Annotated in this window: 18 protein-coding genes; 10 read left to right on the top strand and 8 right to left on the bottom strand. The window is 45.7% G+C overall.

Features of this window, described 5'->3' with window-relative positions:
• Positions 1–228 precede the first annotated feature (228 nt).
• Positions 229–912: a response regulator transcription factor gene (locus RH949_RS17920; RefSeq protein WP_006102617.1), complete on the top strand. Its 684-nt coding sequence runs from the start codon at positions 229–231 to the stop codon at positions 910–912.
• An 82-nt stretch (positions 913–994) separates the two neighbouring features.
• Here RH949_RS17920 and RH949_RS17915 read toward each other — a convergent pair whose 3' ends face one another.
• The 4 genes from RH949_RS17915 to murJ all read right to left on the bottom strand — a co-directional run bounded on the left by RH949_RS17915 (position 995) and on the right by murJ (position 6,347).
• Positions 995–1,309, bottom strand: a complete 315-nt coding sequence (locus RH949_RS17915; protein ID WP_006102794.1) for a (2Fe-2S) ferredoxin domain-containing protein — start codon at positions 1,307–1,309, stop codon at positions 995–997.
• Between the two features lie 405 nt (positions 1,310–1,714).
• Positions 1,715–3,397, bottom strand: a complete 1,683-nt coding sequence (locus RH949_RS17910; RefSeq protein ID WP_446354980.1) for a mechanosensitive ion channel family protein — start codon at positions 3,395–3,397, stop codon at positions 1,715–1,717.
• 7 nt (positions 3,398–3,404) lie between these two features.
• Complete coding sequence (locus RH949_RS17905; protein ID WP_446354978.1) at positions 3,405–4,517, bottom strand: AI-2E family transporter; 1,113 nt, start codon at positions 4,515–4,517, stop codon at positions 3,405–3,407.
• Positions 4,518–4,748: 231 nt separating this feature from the next.
• The gene (gene murJ / locus RH949_RS17900) at positions 4,749–6,347 is read right to left on the bottom strand and encodes a murein biosynthesis integral membrane protein MurJ (protein WP_446354976.1); all 1,599 of its coding nucleotides are present in this window, start codon (positions 6,345–6,347) and stop codon (positions 4,749–4,751) included.
• A 236-nt stretch (positions 6,348–6,583) separates the two neighbouring features.
• On the opposite strand from murJ, the gene RH949_RS17895 reads away from it, so the two are divergent.
• Positions 6,584–7,213, top strand: coding sequence for a restriction endonuclease subunit R (locus RH949_RS17895; RefSeq protein ID WP_446354974.1), 630 nt, complete (start codon positions 6,584–6,586; stop codon positions 7,211–7,213).
• 368 nt (positions 7,214–7,581) lie between these two features.
• Here RH949_RS17895 and RH949_RS17890 read toward each other — a convergent pair whose 3' ends face one another.
• Positions 7,582–8,385, bottom strand: a complete 804-nt coding sequence (locus tag RH949_RS17890; RefSeq protein WP_446354972.1) for a creatininase family protein — start codon at positions 8,383–8,385, stop codon at positions 7,582–7,584.
• Between the two features lie 72 nt (positions 8,386–8,457).
• Between RH949_RS17890 and RH949_RS17885 the strand changes: the two genes are divergently transcribed.
• Positions 8,458–8,907 carry an HNH endonuclease gene (locus RH949_RS17885; RefSeq protein ID WP_446354970.1) on the top strand — a complete coding sequence of 150 codons (450 nt, stop codon included), beginning with the start codon at positions 8,458–8,460 and terminating at the stop codon, positions 8,905–8,907.
• 337 nt (positions 8,908–9,244) lie between these two features.
• On the opposite strand, the gene RH949_RS17880 is transcribed toward RH949_RS17885, so the two are convergent.
• The gene (locus RH949_RS17880) at positions 9,245–10,591 is read right to left on the bottom strand and encodes an FAD-binding oxidoreductase (RefSeq protein WP_446354968.1); all 1,347 of its coding nucleotides are present in this window, start codon (positions 10,589–10,591) and stop codon (positions 9,245–9,247) included.
• A 407-nt stretch (positions 10,592–10,998) separates the two neighbouring features.
• Positions 10,999–11,883: an NAD(P)-dependent oxidoreductase gene (locus tag RH949_RS17875; RefSeq protein ID WP_198016519.1), complete on the bottom strand. Its 885-nt coding sequence runs from the start codon at positions 11,881–11,883 to the stop codon at positions 10,999–11,001.
• Positions 11,884–12,097: 214 nt separating this feature from the next.
• On the opposite strand from RH949_RS17875, the gene RH949_RS17870 reads away from it, so the two are divergent.
• The 7 genes from RH949_RS17870 (at position 12,098) to RH949_RS17840 (ending at position 19,981) form a co-directional block, all read left to right on the top strand.
• The gene (locus tag RH949_RS17870) at positions 12,098–13,594 is read left to right on the top strand and encodes a hypothetical protein (protein WP_446354965.1); all 1,497 of its coding nucleotides are present in this window, start codon (positions 12,098–12,100) and stop codon (positions 13,592–13,594) included.
• 241 nt (positions 13,595–13,835) lie between these two features.
• The gene (locus tag RH949_RS17865) at positions 13,836–14,804 is read left to right on the top strand and encodes a glycosyltransferase family 2 protein (protein WP_006102628.1); all 969 of its coding nucleotides are present in this window, start codon (positions 13,836–13,838) and stop codon (positions 14,802–14,804) included.
• Positions 14,801–16,393 (top strand): hypothetical protein, encoded by a 1,593-nt coding sequence (locus tag RH949_RS17860; protein ID WP_446354963.1) that lies wholly within the window; start codon positions 14,801–14,803, stop codon positions 16,391–16,393. Before RH949_RS17865 ends, RH949_RS17860 begins: the two co-directional genes overlap by 4 nt.
• Positions 16,394–16,472: 79 nt before the next feature.
• Complete coding sequence (locus RH949_RS17855; protein WP_006102690.1) at positions 16,473–17,429, top strand: lysylphosphatidylglycerol synthase transmembrane domain-containing protein; 957 nt, start codon at positions 16,473–16,475, stop codon at positions 17,427–17,429.
• 129 nt (positions 17,430–17,558) lie between these two features.
• Positions 17,559–19,004 carry a sensor histidine kinase gene (locus RH949_RS17850; RefSeq protein WP_446354961.1) on the top strand — a complete coding sequence of 482 codons (1,446 nt, stop codon included), beginning with the start codon at positions 17,559–17,561 and terminating at the stop codon, positions 19,002–19,004.
• A 226-nt stretch (positions 19,005–19,230) separates the two neighbouring features.
• Positions 19,231–19,425: a helix-turn-helix transcriptional regulator gene (locus tag RH949_RS17845; protein WP_232231752.1), complete on the top strand. Its 195-nt coding sequence runs from the start codon at positions 19,231–19,233 to the stop codon at positions 19,423–19,425.
• 49 nt (positions 19,426–19,474) lie between these two features.
• A complete protein-coding gene (locus RH949_RS17840; RefSeq protein WP_006102786.1) occupies positions 19,475–19,981 on the top strand; it encodes a Uma2 family endonuclease in 507 nt (168 codons plus the stop codon).
• A 458-nt stretch (positions 19,982–20,439) separates the two neighbouring features.
• Here the strand turns inward: RH949_RS17840 and RH949_RS17835 are convergent, their stop codons facing one another.
• A complete protein-coding gene (locus RH949_RS17835; RefSeq protein ID WP_446354958.1) occupies positions 20,440–22,161 on the bottom strand; it encodes an alpha-glucosidase family protein in 1,722 nt (573 codons plus the stop codon).
• Positions 22,162–22,531: the final 370 nt, after the last annotated feature.

Here is a 22,531-nt window from a genome sequence, read left to right as displayed (position 1 = left end):
CATCTGCACGACCAATTTGGCTCTTTGGTACTTGTGGTGGAAACTCTAGTTTTTAGGGAACAGGGAACAGGAAAATCCTTCTCCAGCAAGCCTTTGACCAAATTCAATAACTTTTCCTTATCACCATAACTCCCGGAGAGCCATTTGACGCTTGTTAATATTTCTTAGTAATGCTGATTCAGCAAGCCCTAGTTATAGTAGTATTTTCACAATCTCCAAGTCCAAGCAATGACGCACCATATCTTAGTTGTGGAAGATGAGGCAAAACTCGCCAAGTTTATCGAACTGGAACTGCAATATGAAGGATATCAAGTCAGCGTAGCGCCGGATGGGTTCGCGGGTTTAGCAACAGCGCGGGAATCGCAGCCGGATTTGCTGATTCTCGACTGGATGTTACCGGGAGTATCGGGGTTAGAGATTTGTCGCCGTCTGCGGAGTACAGGGGATAAGGTGCCAATTATATTATTAACGGCTAAGGATGAAGTGAGCGATCGCGTGGCGGGGTTGGATGCGGGTGCAGATGACTATGTGGTGAAACCCTTTAGTTTGGAGGAGTTGTTAGCTAGAGTCAGGGCGCATCTGCGACGGAATCAGGAGGAAGACCCGGATACCTTACAATTTGCTGACTTAAGCTTAAACCATTCCACCCGTGAAGTCTATCGGGGCGATCGCCTAATTGAACTCACGGCTAAGGAATTTGATTTACTCGATTATCTAATCTCCCATCCTCGCCAGGTTCTCACCCGTGACCAAATCCTGGAACGAGTCTGGGGGTATGATTTTATGGGGGATTCTAATATTATTGAGGTTTATGTGCGCTATTTGCGCCTGAAACTAGAAGCCAATGGGGAAAAGCGCTTGGTGCAAACGGTGCGGGGGGTTGGTTATGTGTTGCGCGAATCATCAAATTAACCCAGCAAACCCGTAGGGGCTTGGTCTCCAAGCCCTTAGTGCAAACGGTGCGGGGGGTTGGTTATGTGTTACGCGAATAATCTCAAAAGCCAAACCGCAGATGAATCCTCGGATTCAGTTTTTCGTCAACGGGTTTCCCTTCTTTCAGGTGTTGTTCCACAATCCGGCGGACATCACTGGGTTGAACCCGATAATACCAAGTTTCTTCCGGTACAACTCGCACCGTCGGACCACAACTACATTGTCCTTGGCAATCGGTGCCTTTTATCTTAAAGTCTGTATCCTTAGCCACTTCCTCAAACGCCGCCAAGACATCGGCTGAACCTTCGGCTTGACAGGAACGATGTTGACAAACTAGAACTTGCTTGGGTGTGTGATTCGAGGAGTCGGTTGCCACGGATGATTAAATTGAGTTTTATCTGTTCTTTTTTATTTTATAGCAGTCGCCAGGATCATTAGGACATCAGATGAATGCCGCTTATTGCGTCAATGCACGTTTAGTCTAGCCGGGAAATAAATTTCCGGCTGAAAGCTCAAGTAAGCTAAAGCTTAAGCTGTTCGGCATTTAAACCTTAATGTCAATAATAACGAAATCCTTGTAGTGCGTTTAGCGAAGCCATGCCGCAGGCTTTAGCGAAGCCATGCCGCAGGCTTTGCATCTTGCTCGCTACTAATACCCAATTTAAATGCATGACAGCTTACTGGGATAGGTAGCTGTAATCAAACTGTATCCAGATTTTTTTTAGAAGCAGTAAGCTACCTTGTCCTGTAAAATTCCCTCATCAAAAACCAACAAATGACGTTAATTTTTTCCTTTACCATTACCATCTCGCGGCGGATTAGCTGTTGGTTGTTGATCTAGCCACTTTGCCAAACTCTGGGATAGTTGCGCTAATGATTCGACTAATTGCGGAGAAATATCGACTGGTAAATTCCCCGAACGAACATGAAGATCCCGTTGCGGGAAGGGAATTTCCACATCTCGATGGCGGAGAATTACTTCAATCCGAAAATAAAGGTCACTCTTAATTTGGAACTGCTTGCGAGGTTCACTAATCCAAACCAACAAATCAAAATCGAGAGAACTATCACCAAATCCCTTAAAAAAAACTCTGGGTATCGGTTGAGGTAGAACATCACTATGTTCTTTTGCCGCATCAATCAAAGCACATCTAACCGTCTTTAGGTTTGAGCCATACGCCACACCAACAGGTATCTTTAATCGGGATACTGCACTGTGATGCGACCAGTTAATCACCTCCGATTCCAAAAATCGGGAATTAGGAATAATAACTGAAATATCATCTAATGTTTTGATTTCGGTACTGCGAACACTAATATATTCCACCGTTCCCATCAATCCGCCCACATCGACGAAATCGCCAACTTGAATAGGACGTTCAAAGATTAAAACCAAGCCGCTAATAAACTCTTTAGCAATTCCCTGCAATCCCAAGCCAATACCCACCCCCAACACACCCGCAAATACGGTGAGGGAACTAATATCTAAACCCCATAACTGTAATAAGACAAGGCTGCTGATAAAAATAAAGGCATAATTGAAAATAATCGCAATGGTTTCCTGTGCTGCACGACTCAAACCCGTGAACCGTAAAATCCGCGATCGCAAGCCTTGTTTAATCACTTTTGCCAGAATAATCAGCCCGACAAATAAGCTGATCAGGATTAATAACTTCAACACCGAATAGGAGTTATCTCCTAAGGGAATAATGTCTGAGGTTAAACTAGCAATTAAAGTATCAGTAAGGATGTGACTTAATTCTCTGGTTTGGCGAAACTGGGTAGTGATATAAATCAGTGCATACACCCAGATAGCACATCGGATGAGTGTCAGGAGAACTTGTCCGGCGAACTTGGGGCTGTTCGCCTGTTTCGTTCCCTCTAGGGGGGCTGACTCCGCCGCCTCTTTATCCAACTGAGGTTTCAGCCAATCAGACCAAAGCTTACCGAGTAGCCAACTCAATGCGATCGCCAGTAATATGCAACCCATTGAGAGCAGGGTAGCTTGAATCAAATAGATTGGTGTGCGCTCATATTGTGCCTTTTGAATAACCGTTTGCAGTTTTTTTCGCCAAAATTCAGCCTGTTCTTTAGGACTTCTTCCTTCTGGTGTATCATCTGATGTTACAGAAACCAAATGCTGCCCATCAATCTCAATTACGGGTATTTTATCTTTAGAAGTGAGTTCAACACTTATAGGACTTTCCGCCGTTTCCACCAGTTCTTGGAGAACTTGATTCACATACTCAGCTCGTTCTTGGGCGCTGTATTGTTCAGATGGAGTCACTTCAAAAACCTTGCGCCCATCCAGCATAATCGGTGCTGTAGAATTAGTTTGAATGGAATTAGTTTGATTGAAATTATTTTGAGCTAAACTGGGCAAAACGGCAAGTAAACAACCAACCATAAATGCCACAAATAGCGTCCGGACAATCCGCACCCGGACAAAAGAAACGAACTTCATATTAATATTAACCTTTCATCGATAGAGTGCTTTGAGTTTCTTCCCTAGATGGTGGTGATAGTGCTGCGGCTTGCTGTTCCGCCTGTCGTTTGGGTTGCAGGTAGAGATTCTCTAACAAAACAGACGCCCCGGCTATCCAAGGGGGAACAATTAACGCCCCAATAATTCCCAACACCTGTGCGCCACCAACCACCGCCAACAATTGATACAAGGGATGAACTCTCACCGAAGAACCAACTAAAAGGGGATCAAGCACATAAGTTTCCACATTTTGAATAATCACAAACAGGAGAAATACCCATAAAAACGTCCACCCTCCTTGGGCAATTGCCACAATCAACGCCGGAATCGCCCCCAAAACGGGACCAAAAAAAGGAATCAGATTGGTTCCCCCGGCAATCACACCTAAACCTAAAGCAAATTCAGTAATCCCCAAAACTTTTAAACCAATGGTAATGGCAACTCCTAAAATCCCGGAAACTAACACTCGTCCCTGGATATAATTACCCATGCGCCGACTCACTGGTTTAACCTGCGCCGCCAAGCGATCATCCCAGGGTTTGGGGAATAAACTCACAATCCCTTTAATTAAGCGTTTCGCACCGGATAGCATATAGCCCGATAGAAATAACGCCAGAATCACACTGAGAATACCACCCAGAAACCCCCGCGTTACCCCATACGATCGGACAACGAGTTGTTGACTGGAACGAATTGCCCAATTGGTGAGGGTTTGGGTATCAAAAATTTGACTAATGATGGGTTCGCTAATACCCAGGCGCACTGCCAAACGGTCGATTAAGGATTCTAACACTTCTAGATAGTCAGGGAGTCGGCGAAACAGGCGCTGGATTTGCTGTGCCACGGTTGGTCCAATTAACACTCCGACTCCAACTAAAATGGTTAGTAAGCCTAAATAGACCAGGAGAACAGCTAACCAGCGAGGAATTCCCAACTGTTGGGCGCTATTGATGATCGGGGCTAAGGTGGCGGCGAGAACCACCGCAATCATCAGGATCACCAACAGACTACTGAGTTGCCACAGCAGCAGCAGCAGCAAAACGGTAGCAGTAATGAGCAGGATATTTTGAATGGAAATCGCAATCCGCCGTTCAGACATGGCAACGGTTCAGCTTAAAAGACTGTTGACAAACACTAAATATAAGTAGGTGGGGACAATTAAAGTTAACGGTGGAGAACTCGCTTCGCGAGAAGCAAGCTACGTCATTTGTAAGGGTTTCAGGGTTATTTATATAACTTAACATGGTTGAGTTTATTTCCACCAACCTACTTAATAATGTTCAAGCTGATTCACCGTGCCTACATCCTCCAATAATAAAACCTGGGCTGTTCATTTCCCCAACTTTTGACGCAAACGACTCACCAAAATATCCACTTCCGGTAACTTCAACCGAGCAACCAAAACTGCAAAAATCCCCAACGCCACCGACATCGCCAAACTCAGTTGTAAGACTTGTAGCAGTAAATTCTCACTCCCCAAAACCTGTTGCCAGCCCCAACTCACTCCCCAACTGCCCAATCCCGCCACAACACTACTCCCCGCTAACCCCACCAGCGCTATCCCCCATTCCCCTAACGGTAAGCCATGTAGCCGCCGATTTAACACCCACAACAGCCAACTCATCGAAATAATATTGACGCCAATCGTGGCAAAAACTAAACCTGGTGTGGCAAAGGCATTCACCAACAAATAATCCAGCAGGGCATTAATAAAGATATTGGCAATACTAATCCGAAACGGCGTCTCCCCATCCCCCAAGGCATAAAATACCCGAACCAAAACATCCCGTGCTAAATAAAAGAACATGCCGAATCCATACGCCATCAGTACCGGGGCGACAATCTGGGAAGCCTCTGCACCAAAGGCATAGCGTTCATAAATCACTCGAACAATCGGCACCGATAGAGAGATAAAAATCGCCGTCAGCGGTAACATCGTCAAAGCCGTCAACAGTAATCCCTGACGAATTCGCAATTTCAACTCTACCCAATTCTCCGGCGCCGCTAACCGGGAAAATACAGGCAGCATCGGCACCAAGATCATATTAGAAATAATTCCCAGAGGCGTCAGCACAATAAAATTGGAATAGCGCATCGCCGCCGCCGCATTGGGGATAAACGAGGCGAAAAACAGATCGGTATACACATTAATATGTAACATCCCAGAGGATAGCGTCGCTGGTGCCATCACCCGCATCACCTCCTTCACCCCTGGAAGCTGCCAATTAAACCGTAACCGTAACCGCCCCATTCCCGATCGCGACTGGGCAATCAGTTGCATCACCCATTGCCAAATTGCCCCGGCTAGAGTCCCCACAGCTAACACAATACTACCTAGGCGGATATACTCTGGGGTATTCACTTGTCCGCTAAAATAGACAGTCAATATCCCCAACCCCGCAATCACCGCCAAGCTAGAAAATAACGGGCTAACACTAGGTAACCAATATTGATCCGAAGCATTCAGCGTCCCAAAACCAATCCCAATCAACCCCGCCAGAACCGCCAACGGTGCCATAATTTGCAACTGTTGCACCGCCAGCGATCGCGCGGGTTCCTCTAATCCTGGGGCGAGGATATCGATAAAGGTGGGCGCAAATAGAATTAAGATAATCGTCACCAGCAACAATATCCCACTCACCAGAGTCGTCACCGTTTCCACCAGAGGGGCGGCTTCCGATTTATCCCGTTTTGCCAACACACTCACCAAGGCGCTGTGAAACGGACCATTTATCCCACCCAGTAAAATCAGCAGGAAGCCTGGAATCACGTAAGCGTAGGCATAAGCATTCACCACCGGACCCACACCAAACGCCGCCGCGATCGCTTGTTCACGGACTAAGCCAAAAATTTTACTAATCAGGGTGGCAATTGCCACAATTGAGGCAATTCCAGCAAGGGAACGAGACGGTTTAGGCTTGTCAGACACGAAAGGTTACTATTTTTGGTGACTTATCCTATTTAATCCTGAATCGGGTCACACGCTTCAGGTAAATCTCACTAATTATCCACCAACACTTGCACCTCTGGAGTTACAGTAATCTAATCTGCCCGCACAGACGCTTCTGTGCCTTAACTACAATCTTGCACCAATTAAGGGTCAGCCAATTGTATGTAAGGTGTTAAATAAGGTAATCGTTTTCTTGAATAACACTGACAGCAGCAATGACACAAGTTATCCCTGCCCATGAACTAACACTGGCACAGGTTGAAAACCAATTCAATCTTCGGCAAGTTCTAGACGATTCTACCTTCTTCCCTGAAGCGCAGGACAATTTATCAGAACTCAACGATTTAGAAAAGCAAACCTTAGATCGGGTCAAAACAGAGTTTCTCTATCTCAACAAATATCCAATGTTAGAAGATTTGGTAAAAATGGTGGTACTTTCGCCCCTACTATCACTCGCAGGATTTTACCGTCCTCCGCTACATCCAGTCTTGGAAAAACGGGTAGATGTAGCGATAGAGACTAGAGAAAGAACGGTTTGGGGGCGAATTGATATCTTGTTGTTACAGCAACAACTATGGGTTGCGGTTGTTGAGTCAAAACAAGCCGGATTTGCTCTAAAAGATGCAACAGCGCAAACCCTATTTTACATGATGGCAAATCCAAATACTGAGCAACCCACTTTTGGATTAGTCACGAATGGTAGTCATTTTATGTTCATTAAAGTATTGTTCGGTGAGATACCCCAATATACCTTTTCCACAGAGTTCTCTCTATATCGACCAGAGAATGAGTTATATCCTGTCCTTCAGATTTTACAGAGGTTAGCGGCGTTGGCGACAAGGTAGCGATCGCGGATTTTTGTATTGGTTATGACTAACATTTTGTACCTATCACTGTCCTCCCACCTTGGATTCAAACCCAAGGAACCAAAAGTTTAAGCTTAAGTCCTCTAAAGACGACTCACTCCTGGAATAAATTGTAGGTTGGGTTGACGAAGGAAACCCAACCTACAAGCATTACACCGTGGGACTTTGGCTTAATTCATAAGACTTTATTTATCACCCTAAGTACGGGAGAGCCATCCTAACTTGGCTGATGAAGCGGTTAAATAGTGAAACGAGGGGCGATCGCGAAATCCATCCCCCCGAATCCCCTCACCCCACCCAACATCCAGAGATAGACTAACTCATAACTCGCGCGATCGCACGTTCCCTTACTTACCTTGAGGTTGACGAAACCGATAGATATCCTGGATTACCTTTACCCAACCGGATACCAAAGACTCTAGGATGCGATCGCCTTTTTCTTTGGTGGCGGGTGTGGGATCACCCAATGTCCCACTCTGACTCAATTCTTGCGTCAACCAAGCAAAAGGTAACTTCCCCTCCATACTCAATAAACTATCCTCCGGTAATCCTTGAGGATATTCAGCCACCGCCCGTTCCATTTTCACCTGTTCCGGTAATAGGGATAACATCAAACTCGTTTCCGCATCTCCCGCATGAATTCCCAATTCCAACTCCTTAGCTGAAATTAACTCTTTCGCCACATTGGGAACCCGCCAGGTAAACAGAGGAAATACTAGAAAATCGCCATACTTTTGATGAATATCTCGCGCCGCAATTTCCATGATCTGAGGTTGTCCACCGTGGGAATTCATCAGCACTAATTTACGGAATCCCGCCCGATAAATACTATCCGCAACCTCCATTAACACCGCCAGCAAGGTTTGGGCGCTGAGGGTAATCGTTCCGGGAAAATGCCAATGTTCGTTCGATTTCCCGTAAAATAAATTCGGCAATGCATAAGCGGGGATAGTCGGTTCCAGTTGGGCGAGGGCTTTCCCCAGAACCCCCACACCAATCGCCGAATCTACAACTAAGGGCAAATGATGACCATGTTGTTCAATTGCGCCAACGGGTTGAATAATCACCACATTTTCCTTATCGGGCATAGTTTTGATATCTGTCCAGGTAAGATAAGGAAAGAAGCGTTCTGGAGGGATAAAACTGTGCATTTTTGTGTTTTAGTTCTAAATTAGTCTAATTAAACTATAATTACACTCTATCGATAACAAAAACGTTTTAACATGACCCAGCCATTGCTTACCGTCGAATTAGTGCCATCCACATGCTGGTATACCAATGTCCGATCCAATGTCTCCAAAAGCGATTGGGATAAACTCAGACGTCTTACCTATAAGCAAGCCAATTATCACTGCGAAGTTTGTCAAGGGCGCGGAACCAATCATCCTGTTGAATGTCATGAGATTTGGGATTACGACGACCAACATCATATCCAAACACTGATGCGTTTAATTGCTTTATGTCCGGCTTGCCATGAAGTGAAACATATTGGTTTTGCCAATACCAGAGGACGCGGAGAAATCGCCCTGCAACACCTCGCCAAGGTAAATGGTTGGTCACTTGACCAAGCCCAAGACTATGTTGATCACTGTTTTCAGATTTGGCGAGAACGCAGTCAATATGAATGGACGCTGGATATCTCTTACCTAAAAGAGTTTGGCATCAACGTGTAAGATCATGTCTGGTTTAATTGTGATAGTTGGGTACAGCATAACGCATAGGACAGAATAAAAAAAGTTGCCCTAAAAAAGGAAATGATAATGGTTTAGACAAACATGATATAATCTCCATGCATAGACAAAATAAATTTATGTAGGGGCGGGTTTAGGAATTACTCTAGAATATCTCACCGATAACTTCTCAACAAAACCCGCCCTTATATAGGTAGAAGTAGCCTAAGTTACAATTGGCAGAATTGTAGTCGATGCTTCGATTATTGAACTGGCATTTTTAGGGTTGACTTTTGCACTCAGGTTGAAACGAAAGACAAATGACAAATTAAGAACTTTCTTATCTCTCCTCCCATCCTCGCATCTTACCTGGATTCATCAACCCATAAGGATCAACCTGTTCCTTAAACTGTACCTGTTCCATATCAATCATCTTACGTCCCCCATCTTCCAGAATATAAGTATGGGGATTGGCAATAAACGCCCCCTGTTCTTCGTGATAGCGAATAATCTCATTTAACCGTTCCTCTGTGGTATAGCGAACCAGTTGTAATCCGGCTGGAATTGCTTGACCATTTACCCGCAGAAACTCTAAATGCATCATCACTTCATCCCCAAAATGATCATACAATTTCTCTACCCGTTCTAATGTAAAAAAGAAGGTTTGCAAATACGTCAGCGTCGAATCAATACTCCGAGCATGTAATGTCGTATGATTCCAGGTAAACTCAGCTAAACTTGTGCCTTTACTCCCATCTTGAGCAGATTTTTGATAGGTAATTTCCCCGCCATACTCCCGCACTAATTCCTGAAACGGTTCTAAACAAGACTCCGCTATCGTTAATAAAGCACAGTGTTTCCCATCGGGTAGATATTGCTTCAATCCACTAAAATAGGTTGGAATCGGATGAGCATGAATACTAATCAACTTTTTCACCAACCCATCCGCATCACCTAAAGCCTGACCAAACTGGGCAGCCGTGATAAAGTTATCGAAAATAACAATAACCTCTACCCAGGCATAAGCGGGGGCGAGGGGAACTTCTAACTCCGTAATAATCCCATTCGTGCCATAAGCGTGATTCACCTTCTGCACATCATCTCCCCGTAACTCAATCACACGGGGTTCGTCCTCCAGTGTAACCACACGCACCGCCAAAAGATTGCCGCGATCGCGCAATTGCCCGTAATTAATTGAACCAATTCCCCCACTTCCGCCACCAATAAAGCCACCAATCGTGGCGCTGCGGTACGTTGAAGGCACCATCCGCCATTCCCAGCCGATTTTCCGCGCCTGTTTATCAAACGCCGCTAACTTCACCCCCGGTTCCACACAAGTCTTACCCGGTTTAATCCAAAGAATTCCATTCATCCGGGTAGTATCCAAAATCACGCCACCGTACAGCGGAATACATTGCCCATAATTTCCGGTTCCCGCGCCTCGAATCGTCAGGGGAACTTTGTGCTTGACACAGATTCGCGCCACCTGTAAAACTTCTGCTTCAGTCTGAGGGCGTACCACCAGATTCCCTCGCTTATCCTCTAACAGGGGTTGCAGAACCGGACTGAAATGGTAATAGTCTAAAGATAACTTAGCCACCTGAGTCGGTTCAGTAATCGTTTCTATCCCCGCGAATTCCGAGGCTAAGGTATTCCAGTCAAAGGATTGGGCAGGAGTTGAGGTCATTGCTGGTTAAGGATGGGAACAATAACAACGATTGATGAACTGCCGCGTTTGGCTTCACGTTAACTTTCTATCTTACTGCATATCCAAACTGGTAATAGTTCTAACTCTGTGGGGAAGTGAGGAGGGCGGGTTTTGTTGAGAGGTTATCGGTGAGGAGGGCGGGTTTTGTTGAGAGGTTATCGGTGAATAGCTGAATTTAGTCCCTAAACCCGCCCCTACAAATGTCCCTAAACCCGCCCCTACAAATGCGTAACTTTTGTTACATTATGTCCTTCTGCCTTCTTACACTACTGCAAGAAGGCAGAAATAACTGAACAGCTAATATCTCCCCCAGCTTCCCCAGCTTCCCCAGCTCCCCCAGCTCCTCCACACCTACAAAGCTGCTCACATATTTCCACCGCGCTGCACTAGGACTTCCGATAAGCGCGAATCATTGCTTGAGTCCCCTGTTCCCCTCCTTTACCACTATCAAACTCTTGAACCATCTTAAACAAACGGTCAGCAAGTTCCACTCCTGGCAATTCCTGAGGCGATGAATTTAATGTCTCCTGCACCAATCTTAAATCCTTCAGGATATGCTTAATCATAAAACCCGGTTGGAAATCCGACGCCGCAATTTTCGGTCCTAAATTCGACAGCGCCCAAGAACCAGCCGCCCCCGTACTGCAAACCTCTACAATTAAGTTCGGGTCAATATCCTGCTGCTGTGCCAACTGCATCGCTTCACACAACGCCACCGCATGAACCGCCCCCAAAACCTGGTTACACAGTTTAACCGCTTGACCACTCCCCATCGGTCCACACAGGCGAATGGTTTTACCCAAAACCTCCAACAACGGTTTGCTTTCCTCAAAATCTTTAGCCTCTCCGCCCACCATAATCGTCAGCGTGCCATTTTTTGCCCCAATATCACCCCCTGAAATGGGCGCATCCAAAAAGCGCAAGTTATGCTGTTGCAGTTGAGTCCCTATTTCACGCGCCGCCTCTGGACCAATCGTACTGGTATCAATCACCAGCGTACCTGGACGCGCTGATTCGGCAACCCCTCCGGTTCCCAGCAGAACCTCTTTGACATCAGGAACATCACTGACACAGGAAAAGATAACATCTGCCGATGCGACAGCCTCCCGAATCGAAGACACCACCGTTACCCCCGCCTCAGCCGCCACCTCCACACCCGGACGGTTAGGGGTTCGATTCCACGCCTTAACCGCGTAACCCTCTCGTGCCAAATTTGCCGCCATAGGTCCTCCCATGACGCCAAGTCCGATAAAGGCAATCTGTTGATTCATATCTGTTGACTCCATTGTCTGTGCTTCTGATAAGTTGCTCTTGGTGTCATGCCTTTGTCATACTAGAATCTCTTGGAAGAAAATCGGGGAGTCTCAGTCTCACGCCAATCATCGAGTTGGTTTGCCTCAAAAGCGACAGTAAATAAGCAATACGGGATAAACCGACGGAATAGAAAATAACTTATAAAAATAACCAGAATACTTTAGAAATACTATGGTAAATCCCAGCGAGATTCAAGAGTCCACTCGTCCCCAGCAGCAACTCGCGCATCAGCAGGTTGGGAAAATGGCGTTCGCCCTATCCATCGGCATTGGGCTGATTTATCTGGCATTTCTCAAACCGGGGATTTGGGGCTTTGATGGCAATGACATGCTGCATGTTTCCAAGTCATTAGTTACCGAATTTGATTTTAGCGTGCCGCCCGGTTCCGGAGCCTTAGGTCGCGATGGGCAATATTACTCAATTCGATATCCCTTATTACCGATTATTGCCACACCCTTTGTTGCGGTGGGACTGGTGTTGGGTCACTGGTTCAATATACCGACGAACTATTCATCGGCGGTTTGTGCGTTGGTTGTATCAGTAATATTAACGGCTTTAACCACATCGCTGGTGGCTTTGTTGGCATTGCGCTTGGGAAGCAGTCGCACAGGGGCGTATTTAGCCGCCTTATGTTTTGCCTTGGGTACGACAGCTTTGGTCTATTCGCGAGAGTTCTTTGCGGAACCCCTCCTCTCTTTTATAACTGCATCCAGCCTCTATCTAGCCCTGGGAAAAACCAGTCGTGAACATGCAGGTGCGAGTATACTTTCCGGTTTAGCCTTGACCGCAAAACCAGCAGGTATCGTGATTGGACCGGTGTTGTCCGCCTATCTCCTACTCAAGCGGTATCCTCTGCGGAATGCTCTGGGTCCCCTACTGGGTACAATTATGGGGTTCATGCTGTTTATGGCGTATAACTACCTGCGGTTTGGTGGTTTACTATCTAGTGGACAAAATGCCTCGAAATTTACCCTGGATGGAATGGTAGAACGATTCATCGGTTTGATCTTGAGTCCCGGCGCAGGAGGGGGGTTAATCTGGTACTGTCCGCCAACGATTCTGGCAATTATTGGGTTCCGCAAGGCTCTCAAATCTAAACCCCTAGAAGCCTTAGCCATTGTGGGCATATTTGGCGGGTATTGGCTACTTCATTCCTTGTGGGAATTTGGCGGTTGGAGTTGGGGACCTCGATTTTTAGTTCCCGCACTTCCAGGATTGATGGCGCTAGTCGCACTGATTGGGAAAAGGTGGTGGAAGTGGTTAATTGGTTTGACGGTACTCGGGTTCCTCGCCAATGCCCCGACCCTGGTATCGTATTTTCAACGCTACTATGCCGAAGCCCTTGATGGAGGATATATTAACCGAGCCAGAGCCTTATGGGATTCGCCCAGCTATGCTCCTCTGTTTAATGCTTGGGGCGCCGCCTATCGCCAGGTTAGCAGTGCCTTAAGTACAAATATTCGAGATGTCCTAGGGCAAGTTGGAGAACCACCGCCCGGTGACCAAATGACCAGCGCTCAACTGTTACATATTGTGGCGGTATGGTGGTGGGTATTGCCTGCTGTTGGTATCCCGGTTTGGGTGGGTGGACTTTTAGCCGCCCTGTTGATTGGAGCAGGCGTTTGGGTACTGCGTTGGGGCTGGCTGCAAGCTAGAGCCAAAGGATAAACGGGATAGTTGCGACTAGGCAGTGGTTCGACAGGCTCACCAACCGGTTCGATAGGGCTTCGGCGTGAGCGCGGCTCGACTGAACTTCGACAGGCTCAGTTGCCGCGCTCACCAACCGGGCAGAAGGTTTCCAGGAAAATACCAAATCAGTACAGTGTACAGAATTTATGTCTAGGTACTTAGTTGTCAGAAAGAAGCGGTATTTTAATCTTATGACTCAACTGTATTAGCGATACGTGCAATGAAATTAATCATTCAAATTCCTTGTTATAACGAAGAAGCTACCCTAGGGCTAACCCTGTCAGAACTTCCTCGCCAAGTCCCTGGAGTCGATACAGTAGAGTGGCTGATTATCAATGATGGTAGTATCGACCAAACGGTTGAAGTTGCCAAAGCCTGTGGCGTTGACCATATTGTCAACTTTGATCATAATCAGGGTTTAGCCAAGGGGTTTATGGCAGGGATAGAAGCCTGTTTAAAGGCGGGAGCCGATATTATTGTGAATACGGATGCCGATAATCAATACTGTGCGGCAGACATCCCCAAACTAATCGAACCTATTCTACAGGGTCAGGCAGAAATTGTCATAGGTGCTAGACCCATCCAGCAAATTAAGCATTTTTCTCCCGCCAAAAAGTTTTTGCAAAAATTAGGAAGCTGGGTAGTCCGAATCGCGAGTAAAACCAATATCCCGGACGCTCCCAGTGGCTTCCGCGCCATCAGTCGGAATGCGGCGCTGCAACTGAATGTGTTTAGCCAATATACTTATACCCTAGAAATGATTATTCAGGCGGGACAGAAAAACATTGCCATTGCTTCGGTGCCAATTAGAACCAATGATTTCCTGCGCCCGTCCCGTTTAGTTAAGAGTATTCCCGCTTATATCCAGCGCTCCATTCTTACGATTATTCGCATTTTCCTGACCTATCAACCGCTCCAGTTCTTCATTGTTCTGGGGACGCTTCCTTTCGGTTTAGGGTTGATTCTGTGCGTGCGTTGGTTGGTGGTCTTTGATCCGGATAGAAGTCGTGCGCCTAGCTTAATTGTCGCCGCCATTTTAATTCTGATTGGCTTTCAACTGTGGATGTTTGGATTAATTGCTGACTTGATGGCGGTGAATCGCAAGCTGCTAGAAGATATTCAACTGCGGCGGCGACGCGCTGATATTGAAGAGTATAACAAACAAATGACAAATGACATAAGACAATGAATAAAGACCTGTTTGCCCGCGAAGCCCTTGCCCAAATACCCAAACTCCTTACCCTGCTAGACCGCAACCCACACAGTCCTACCTACGGCTGTTTTGACCGCAACTTCTGGCAGTATAAAATTATCGATTTCCCCAGTGGAATGGCTCAGGAGTTTGTTCTGCCTCTGGCATTGGCTTACAATACTCAATTATCCGATAATCCTTTCTACCAACAACCAGCGATGCAAGATTGGGTAGAAGCCGGAATTCTTTATGCGGCTAAAAGCGCTCATCCGGATGGGTCTTGCGATGATTATTTCCCTTATGAACGAGCCGGAGGCGCAGCGGCATTTTCCCTACTTGCCTGTATTGACAGTTATCAAGAATTAGGGTTAAATAATCCAATTGCTTTAAAGTTTTTTGAACAACGAGCCAATTGGCTAGCCCATCATCAAGAAAGTGGACGCCTGACTAATCACCAAGCGTTAATTGTTTTGTGTCTAGACTTACTGTCTAATCTATTACAAGCAACCCAATGGGATAGAGCTAGAGTACAACGTTTAGAACAGGTATTATCCTGGCAAAACCCCGAAGGTTGGTTTATTGAGTACGAAGGTTGTGATCCCGGTTACCATACGTTAACGATTTCGTGTTTAGCGCGGATTTATCAACTCAGACCTGATCCCCGGCTGAAAGAAGCATTAATCAAAGCAGTTAATTTAGCCGCAGAATTTGTGCATCCGGATGGCTCTTATGGGGGAGAATATACCAGTCGCAATACGTACAATTTCTTTCCCCATGGTTTTGAACTGGTGGGACAGTGGTATCCCCAAGCCCTAGAAATTAACGATCGCTTCATGGTTGGACTGGCAAATGGACTGGCTCCTTGCTATGCTGACGATCACATTATTGGTCACCATACCTGGAACTATTTACTCACATGGCGCGATTTTGTGTCAACTCGACCTGAACCCACTCCCCGTTCTCCCGGTCGAGTTTGGTTTAAGGACGCACAAGTTTTAATTGACCGTCGCCAAAATACGGAACTGTATTTAGCCTTAAACAAAGGGGGAGTATTTAAACTGTTTCAGGACAAGCGTTTAGTCGCCTCTGACACTCAATTTTCATTGCAAGTCCTAACGGGTAAAAAGATAAAAAATGCTGTCGGTCATTTAGTTGATACCTATCAAGTCAAAGTTGAGGAAAATGAAATTATGATTGAAGGAGAGTTGGGGTGGGCAAAACAGAAACAAATGACCCCCACAAATTTACTAATTTTGCGAGTTGTCATGCTCACAGTGGGTCGCTTTTTTCCCAACTTAATCCGCAAACTCTTACAAAAAATGCTAATTACAGGCAAACAAAAAGCTCCGTTCCACTTCCGTCGCTTGATCGAGTGGAAAAATGGACAGTGGCATATCACCGATGAGTTGCAAGCTCAGTCCTGGAAAGACGTGATTGCTGCCGGAATAGGAGGCGATCAAACTTCGATTTATGTGGTTATGAGTCGCACGTTTCAACGGGGACAATTACAGCCCTGGTTAGATTTAACCAATGAGGTTAAGAAACTAGATGCTTATGAATGGCTGCGATTAGAGCGAAAATTTTAAAAGTAGGAATCATGAGTCTAAGTTCACTGTTCTGTGACATAAGACTAATAACTAATGACATAAGACTAATAATTAATTTATGAAACGACTAATTTCAATCGCTGTCAGCCTAATCATCCTGGGGGTGATTTACTCAAAAATTGATTTTCCCGAACTCGTTGCCGTTTTTCAAAATAGCGATCGCGTCTGGATGCCTGTAAGCTTGGGAATGGTTGTTCCCTTAACCTTATTCACCTCTTGGCGGTTGCAACAACTCATGCCCAGTGGATCTCGCTTGGGCTTTTTTGAGGCAAATCGGTTAATCTTAGCGGCAAGTGTTTTAAATATGGTGCTGCCGTCCAAGATGGGGGATATTGCCAAAGCCTATTTCATGAAACAGCGTGGTCATTTGAGTGGGACTCTTTCGCTATCGCTGGTAATTTTTGAAAAGGCTTGTGATCTGTTATCCCTGCTGTTATGGTGTGTTTTTGGTTTATTACTCTATCAACCGAAAGATTGGCTATTTTGGCTGATGACGACGGCGGTTGGAATGGGTTTAATCTTGGGAATTTGTCTCTTGGCGTCTCGAAAATTTGCTTATTTTTTCTTTATCGTGGCTCGCAAGATTGCCCCCAAAAAAATGCGCTCCAAACTAGAAACAATGCAAGGCTCTTGGGGCGACATGCATGACTATTTTTGGCGCGATCAACGTCAGCTTCTCAAAATTACTGGAACGTCGATTTTTATTTGGTTTTTACACTTATTACAAATTTGGTTTTTTATCCTAGCGCTGAAGGCGACGACTCCATTTCTAGTCAATCTCGCCTTGTCTCCCCTCGCCATTTTAGCCGGATTGTTACCTCTAACCTTTGCCGGAGTTGGCACACGCGATGCCGCATTAGTATTGTTTTATCAGGACTATCTAGATCCCGCAACTGCCGCCGCCTTGGGATTGTTGTGTACCTCGCGTTACTTTTTACCTGCTATTGGCGGGTTACCGTTCCTGAGTCAATTTTTGGCAACAGTCCGTACAATCAAGGGCAGTCGAGACACGTAGCGCTTAACGTAACTCATCTCACTCAATTTAGTGATTGAAATCACAAGTATTGCGGACTACATATCACTGATAGCGTGATCCGAATCCTAGAAGCTAGTAGTAATGCCCAGATAAGCTTAGCAATACCCCATGTTACTTCCCAGCAGCGACCGTTTAGTTAACAGTCCACCTGATTGGTCGGAGTCAGACAACCCCTTGTGTCCTAATTTGGTTAAGCAAACTCGGCAGTTAGAAGTGTTGAATGAGGAATTAGCGACTCAAATTGCAGAACGTCAAGATATGGAGTTAGCCCTAAGGAAATATCGCAGCATGTTTGAGGGTGCCGTCGAGGGCATCTTTCAAACCACTCCAGACGGGCATTTTATTGACTGCAATCCAGCGCTAGCAAAGATTTATGGTTATGCATCCCCAGTTGAACTATTGGAAACGCTAACCGACATTGGACAACAACTCTATGTCAATCCGGATCGACGCCGGGACTTTATTGAGAAACTGCGATCGCACGATTCAGTTACAGACTTTGAATCCCAGGTGTATCGAAAAGATGGGCAGATCATCTGGATTTGTGAGAATGCTAGGGCGGTGCGCGATCGCGACGGGAATTTACTCTACTATGAAGGATTCGTCACCGATATCACCCAGCGCAAAGTTACCGAAGAATCCTTGCGGCGATCTCAAGCAAAATATAAAGCCCAAGCCGAACAACTGGAGGAGACATTAAATCAACTGCGCCAGACGCAACAACAGTTGATCGAAAAAGAACATCTTTCCACTTTAGGTAAATTACTGGCTGGAGTTGCCCACGAAATTAATAATCCGGTTAATTTCTTATGTAACAATTTTCCTCATGCTCAACAGTATACCACAGACTTATTAAATTTACTCCAACTCTACAGCAAATATAATCCTCAACCTGCACCAGAAATTCAACAGGAAGTAGAAGAAATTGATTTAGAGTTTGTACTTGAAGACTTTCCCAAAACCCTATCATCTATGCAAATGGGGGCTGAACGTCTGCGCCAACTTGTTTATTCCCTCAAAACTCTATCTGGAGCAGACGAAGAGCAATCGATAGATATTCACCAAGGGCTAGATAGCACCCTAGTCATGCTCTACTATCGTTTAAAATCCAAAGGAAACAAGCAAGAAATTAAAGTGTTCAAGGATTATAGCACACTGCCTTTAGTTACTTGTTATCCTTGTGGGTTAAATCAGGTATTTATGAATGTGCTGTGTAATGCCATTGATGCCCTAAAAGATATGCGTTCTCAACCCGCGAATGGGGACAGTGAGCAAACTATAACGCCATCCATCTGGATTCGCACAGAATTAATTGATAATGGGAAATCTGGGGCGTGTGCGGTTATTCGCATTATCGATAACGGACCGGGAATAGATGAGGAACTGAAACAGCGAATCTTTGAGCCTTTTTTTACCACTAAACCTCCGGGAAAAGGTACGGGTTTAGGATTGTCAATTAGCTATCAAATCATTGTTGAAAAACATGGCGGAACGTTTACCTGTAATTCCACACCGGGTCAAGGAACAGAGTTTGTGATTGAAATTCCGATTTGATTTTAACAAATTCCATTCATTTATGGGCGCAGGAAGCCAGGTTAACAGATAGAATGTGATCTGACCCGGTTTGTGCAGTTTCCAAGATAGGCGATGGGCTTGTTTGTAGCACAGATACCCCGTCGTCTGCTCTTTAGTGTATCTCTTGTTTTTACCGTTTTATCTATACCATATAGTAATTACCGTTCAGTATATAATGACTGAAGCAAGTAATCAAGTAACTTTGATGGAATTGCGAAACCGTGCTGGCTTAACTCGCCGACAAGTAGCGATGGAGTTGGGAGTGACGGAAAAAACAATCTACGTGTGGGAGACGAGTTCAAATCCACCTCGCTTGACGGTGGCTCAGGTTCAGCGCTTGATCGAGATGTTGAATTGTTCTATGGCGGAACTGGTTGAAGCGACAGAAAATCGCTCCTAGATTAAGTTATCTGTCAATTGTAATTGTTACACAAGGAAAGTAAGCAGATATGGTGACTATTCCTGTTGGACAACAAGTTTTCTCCTTGGAAGACTATATGCAAAATCCTCCCGATCGCATGGAGTGGATTAATGGTAAACTTGTTGAGAAAAATGGCATGACGTTTAAGCACAGTGTCACTCAATCCAGATTAGATTATTACTGGAGAAGTTATAAAATCTCCAGTGAGAAAGGGGGAGAGGTATTGACAGAAGCCCCCTGTCGTACTAACAAGCAAGGGCGGCGTCCCGATGTTGCTTATATCACTCGCGAATTGCTTGAAGAGTATGGTGAGTTTGAGGTACTTCCTGTCAGTTTTCCGTTAATTGCTGAAGTGGCTTCCCCGACTGACTTAGTTGAGGATTTTTGGGCAAAGGCGACTGAGTATTTGGAGTCAGGTTGTCAGGAAGTTTGGTTAGTTTTACCAGAGAATCGCTTAATATTTGTGCTGACTCAAACTCAAAAGTTATGGTTTGGTAAGGGTGAGGTCGCCAGGACACAGGAGGTATTACAATGATTTAGTGTAGCAGTGGATAAATTATTGGATTGATATTATGTTTGTCTAAACAGTTATTATTTCTATACCTTGCATCCCTACTCTTTGCCTTGTGCCCTTTGTCTTGTCCCTACCAAAACGGGGGTAGTCAGTTTTTCGGCGTTGGTAAGGGCGCACATCTATGCGCCCCTACTTTGTTTCCCTTTTGTAGGTAAGGTTTTTTAATCTCTGTTGGGTAACGCTTACGCTCTACCCAATCTACTATAGCGCTACGCGCCAGGGAATAGGCAATAGGCAACACCTCGACTTACCTCGACTTCGCTCGGTACAAGTCGCTCAGGGTCAAGCGATTTGAATTTTTCTGGATATGTCCTAACCTTAGTGCGTAGTGCTATATAACTTGGTCAAAACGTATTTCTGAATAAAAAGGGAGAATCTCCACGAATCCTCCCTTTGTTATCGCCATTGGCAATTAAACGCTATTCAGTTTCCGGCGAATAATTCCCAAAATAAACGCCATAGCCGGGAATTTCTACCACCCCGTTATACCGTCGGTTGATAAAATCAGACTCATCGGCTCGATAACAGTTGGGGTAGGGCGATAAATCATAATGCACAGGTATTGGACTTAAATTAAACAGACAAATCAGGTTTTGTTCATCACATTGGCGAGTAAACCCGAGTAACGGTTCCTCTGTATCCAATAGGGTTAAATCCCCCTTCAGTAACGCTGGCTGTTTCTTGCGCCAATGAATCAAACGGCGATATTTATTCAGCAGAGACATCCGTTCGTGATCCTGTTGATCAATCGCTTGGTCGCGATGTTCATCGGGAATGGGTAGCCAGGGTTCTTCTGCTGTGGTAAAGCCAGCATTAGGCGCATCTTTGTGCCAAGGGAGAGGGGTGCGTGACCCATCTCGACCCAAAATTGACGGATACCCGGCGAGTCCAAAGGGGTCTTGCATTTTTTCAAAGGGAATCGTGGCTTGGGTTAAACCCAGTTCATCCCCTTGATAAATACAGCACCCTCCCCGCAAGGAAAGCTGGAGGGCGATAAATAGATGGTCAAAGACGGCGTGGGTAAATTTATCATCAATCAGAAACTTCAACCAGCGACTTTTCAGTCGGGGGAAATCATGGGTTCCTCCTGTCCAGCAGATGACGCCCTCTTGGAAATGGCTTTCTACCTGCTCAATCATGTCCCGCACTCGCTGATAACTCAACGGTTCATCGTGCATCAAGGCTGAGTTATAGGCAGTATGTAAGCGTTTCTCTCCTTTAACATATTCACTGGACGTAACCACCGTATCTTCAGCCGAACTAATTTCTGCTAACGTCATGGTTCCGGGATATTGATCCATCAATTCCCGAATTGGTTCGAGAAATTCTAAGGTTTCAGGTTGGCAGAAATTATATTTATTCCATTGGGAGAAAAAGGGATCGTGGGCATCTGCCCCGGCTGGACGTTTCCTATTTTTGGGTCGGGGTGGATTATCCCGTAATTGGCGGTCATGGGCAAAGAAGTTCACCACATCTAGACGGAATCCATCGACCCCCATATCTAACCAAAACCGGGCTACATCCAGAATGGCTTCTCTAACTTCCGGGTTATACCAGTTTAAATCCGGCTGTTCGGCGAGGAAGTTGTGCAGGTAATACTGTTCCCGTTTCGGGTCCCATGTCCACGCACTTCCGCCAAAGGTGGAAAGCCAGTTTGTGGGGGGTGTTCCATCGGGTTTGGCATCCGCCCAGACATACCAGTCGGCTTTGGGATTGTCGTGACTACTGCGACTCTCTAGAAACCAAGGGTGTTCGTTTGAGGTATGGTTCCAGACTTGATCAATGAGTACCTTTAACCCCAAATCATGTGCCTTATTCAGGAGATGCTGGAAATCTTCCATCGTGCCGAACATGGGTTCGATCGCACGATAGTCAGAAATATCATAACCAAAGTCCTTCATCGGGGACTTGAAAAACGGGGAAATCCAAACGGCATCAACGCGAAGGGAGGCGATATAGTCTAATTTTTGCATGATCCCCTTCAGATCACCGATACCGTCGCCGTTACTATCCATGAAGCTGCGGGGATAGACCTGATAGATAACGGCACTACGCCACCACTCATGGGATTTTTGATTGGGTTCCGGTTTTTTAACCGGGTCTGTGGTAGATGTGGGGTTGAGGGTGGATTGTTCACTCATACGCGATTAATTTTATTGTTACCTCTTGTGGCTGATAGCTTACATCTACACCGACTAACGGTTTAGCAGTAGCTTTGTGCAATTCCTGCGGCAATAATCTAGGATTTTCGGGTTCGCTGACAGCTACCAATCTACAGGACTATCCTGACAGGGGGTAGGCGAATGATTCATCCTTCCAGGGTAGGAAGCAGGGGGAGATGAGGGAGCTGGGGGAGCTGGGGGAGCTGGGGGAGCTGGGGGAGCTGGGGAAGATGGGGAAGATGGGAGACAAAATTTCTATTCCCTATTCCCTATTCCCTATTCCCTATTCCCTATTCCCTATTCCCTATTCCCTATTCCCTATTCCCTATTCCCTATTCCCTATTCCCTA

Source organism: Coleofasciculus sp. A1-SPW-01 (genome assembly GCF_040217205.1).
Classification (GTDB): domain Bacteria; phylum Cyanobacteriota; class Cyanobacteriia; order Cyanobacteriales; family Coleofasciculaceae; genus Coleofasciculus; species Coleofasciculus chthonoplastes_A.
The sequence above is the reverse complement of the archived record's forward strand: the minus strand, read 5'-3'. Positions and strand labels throughout refer to the sequence as shown.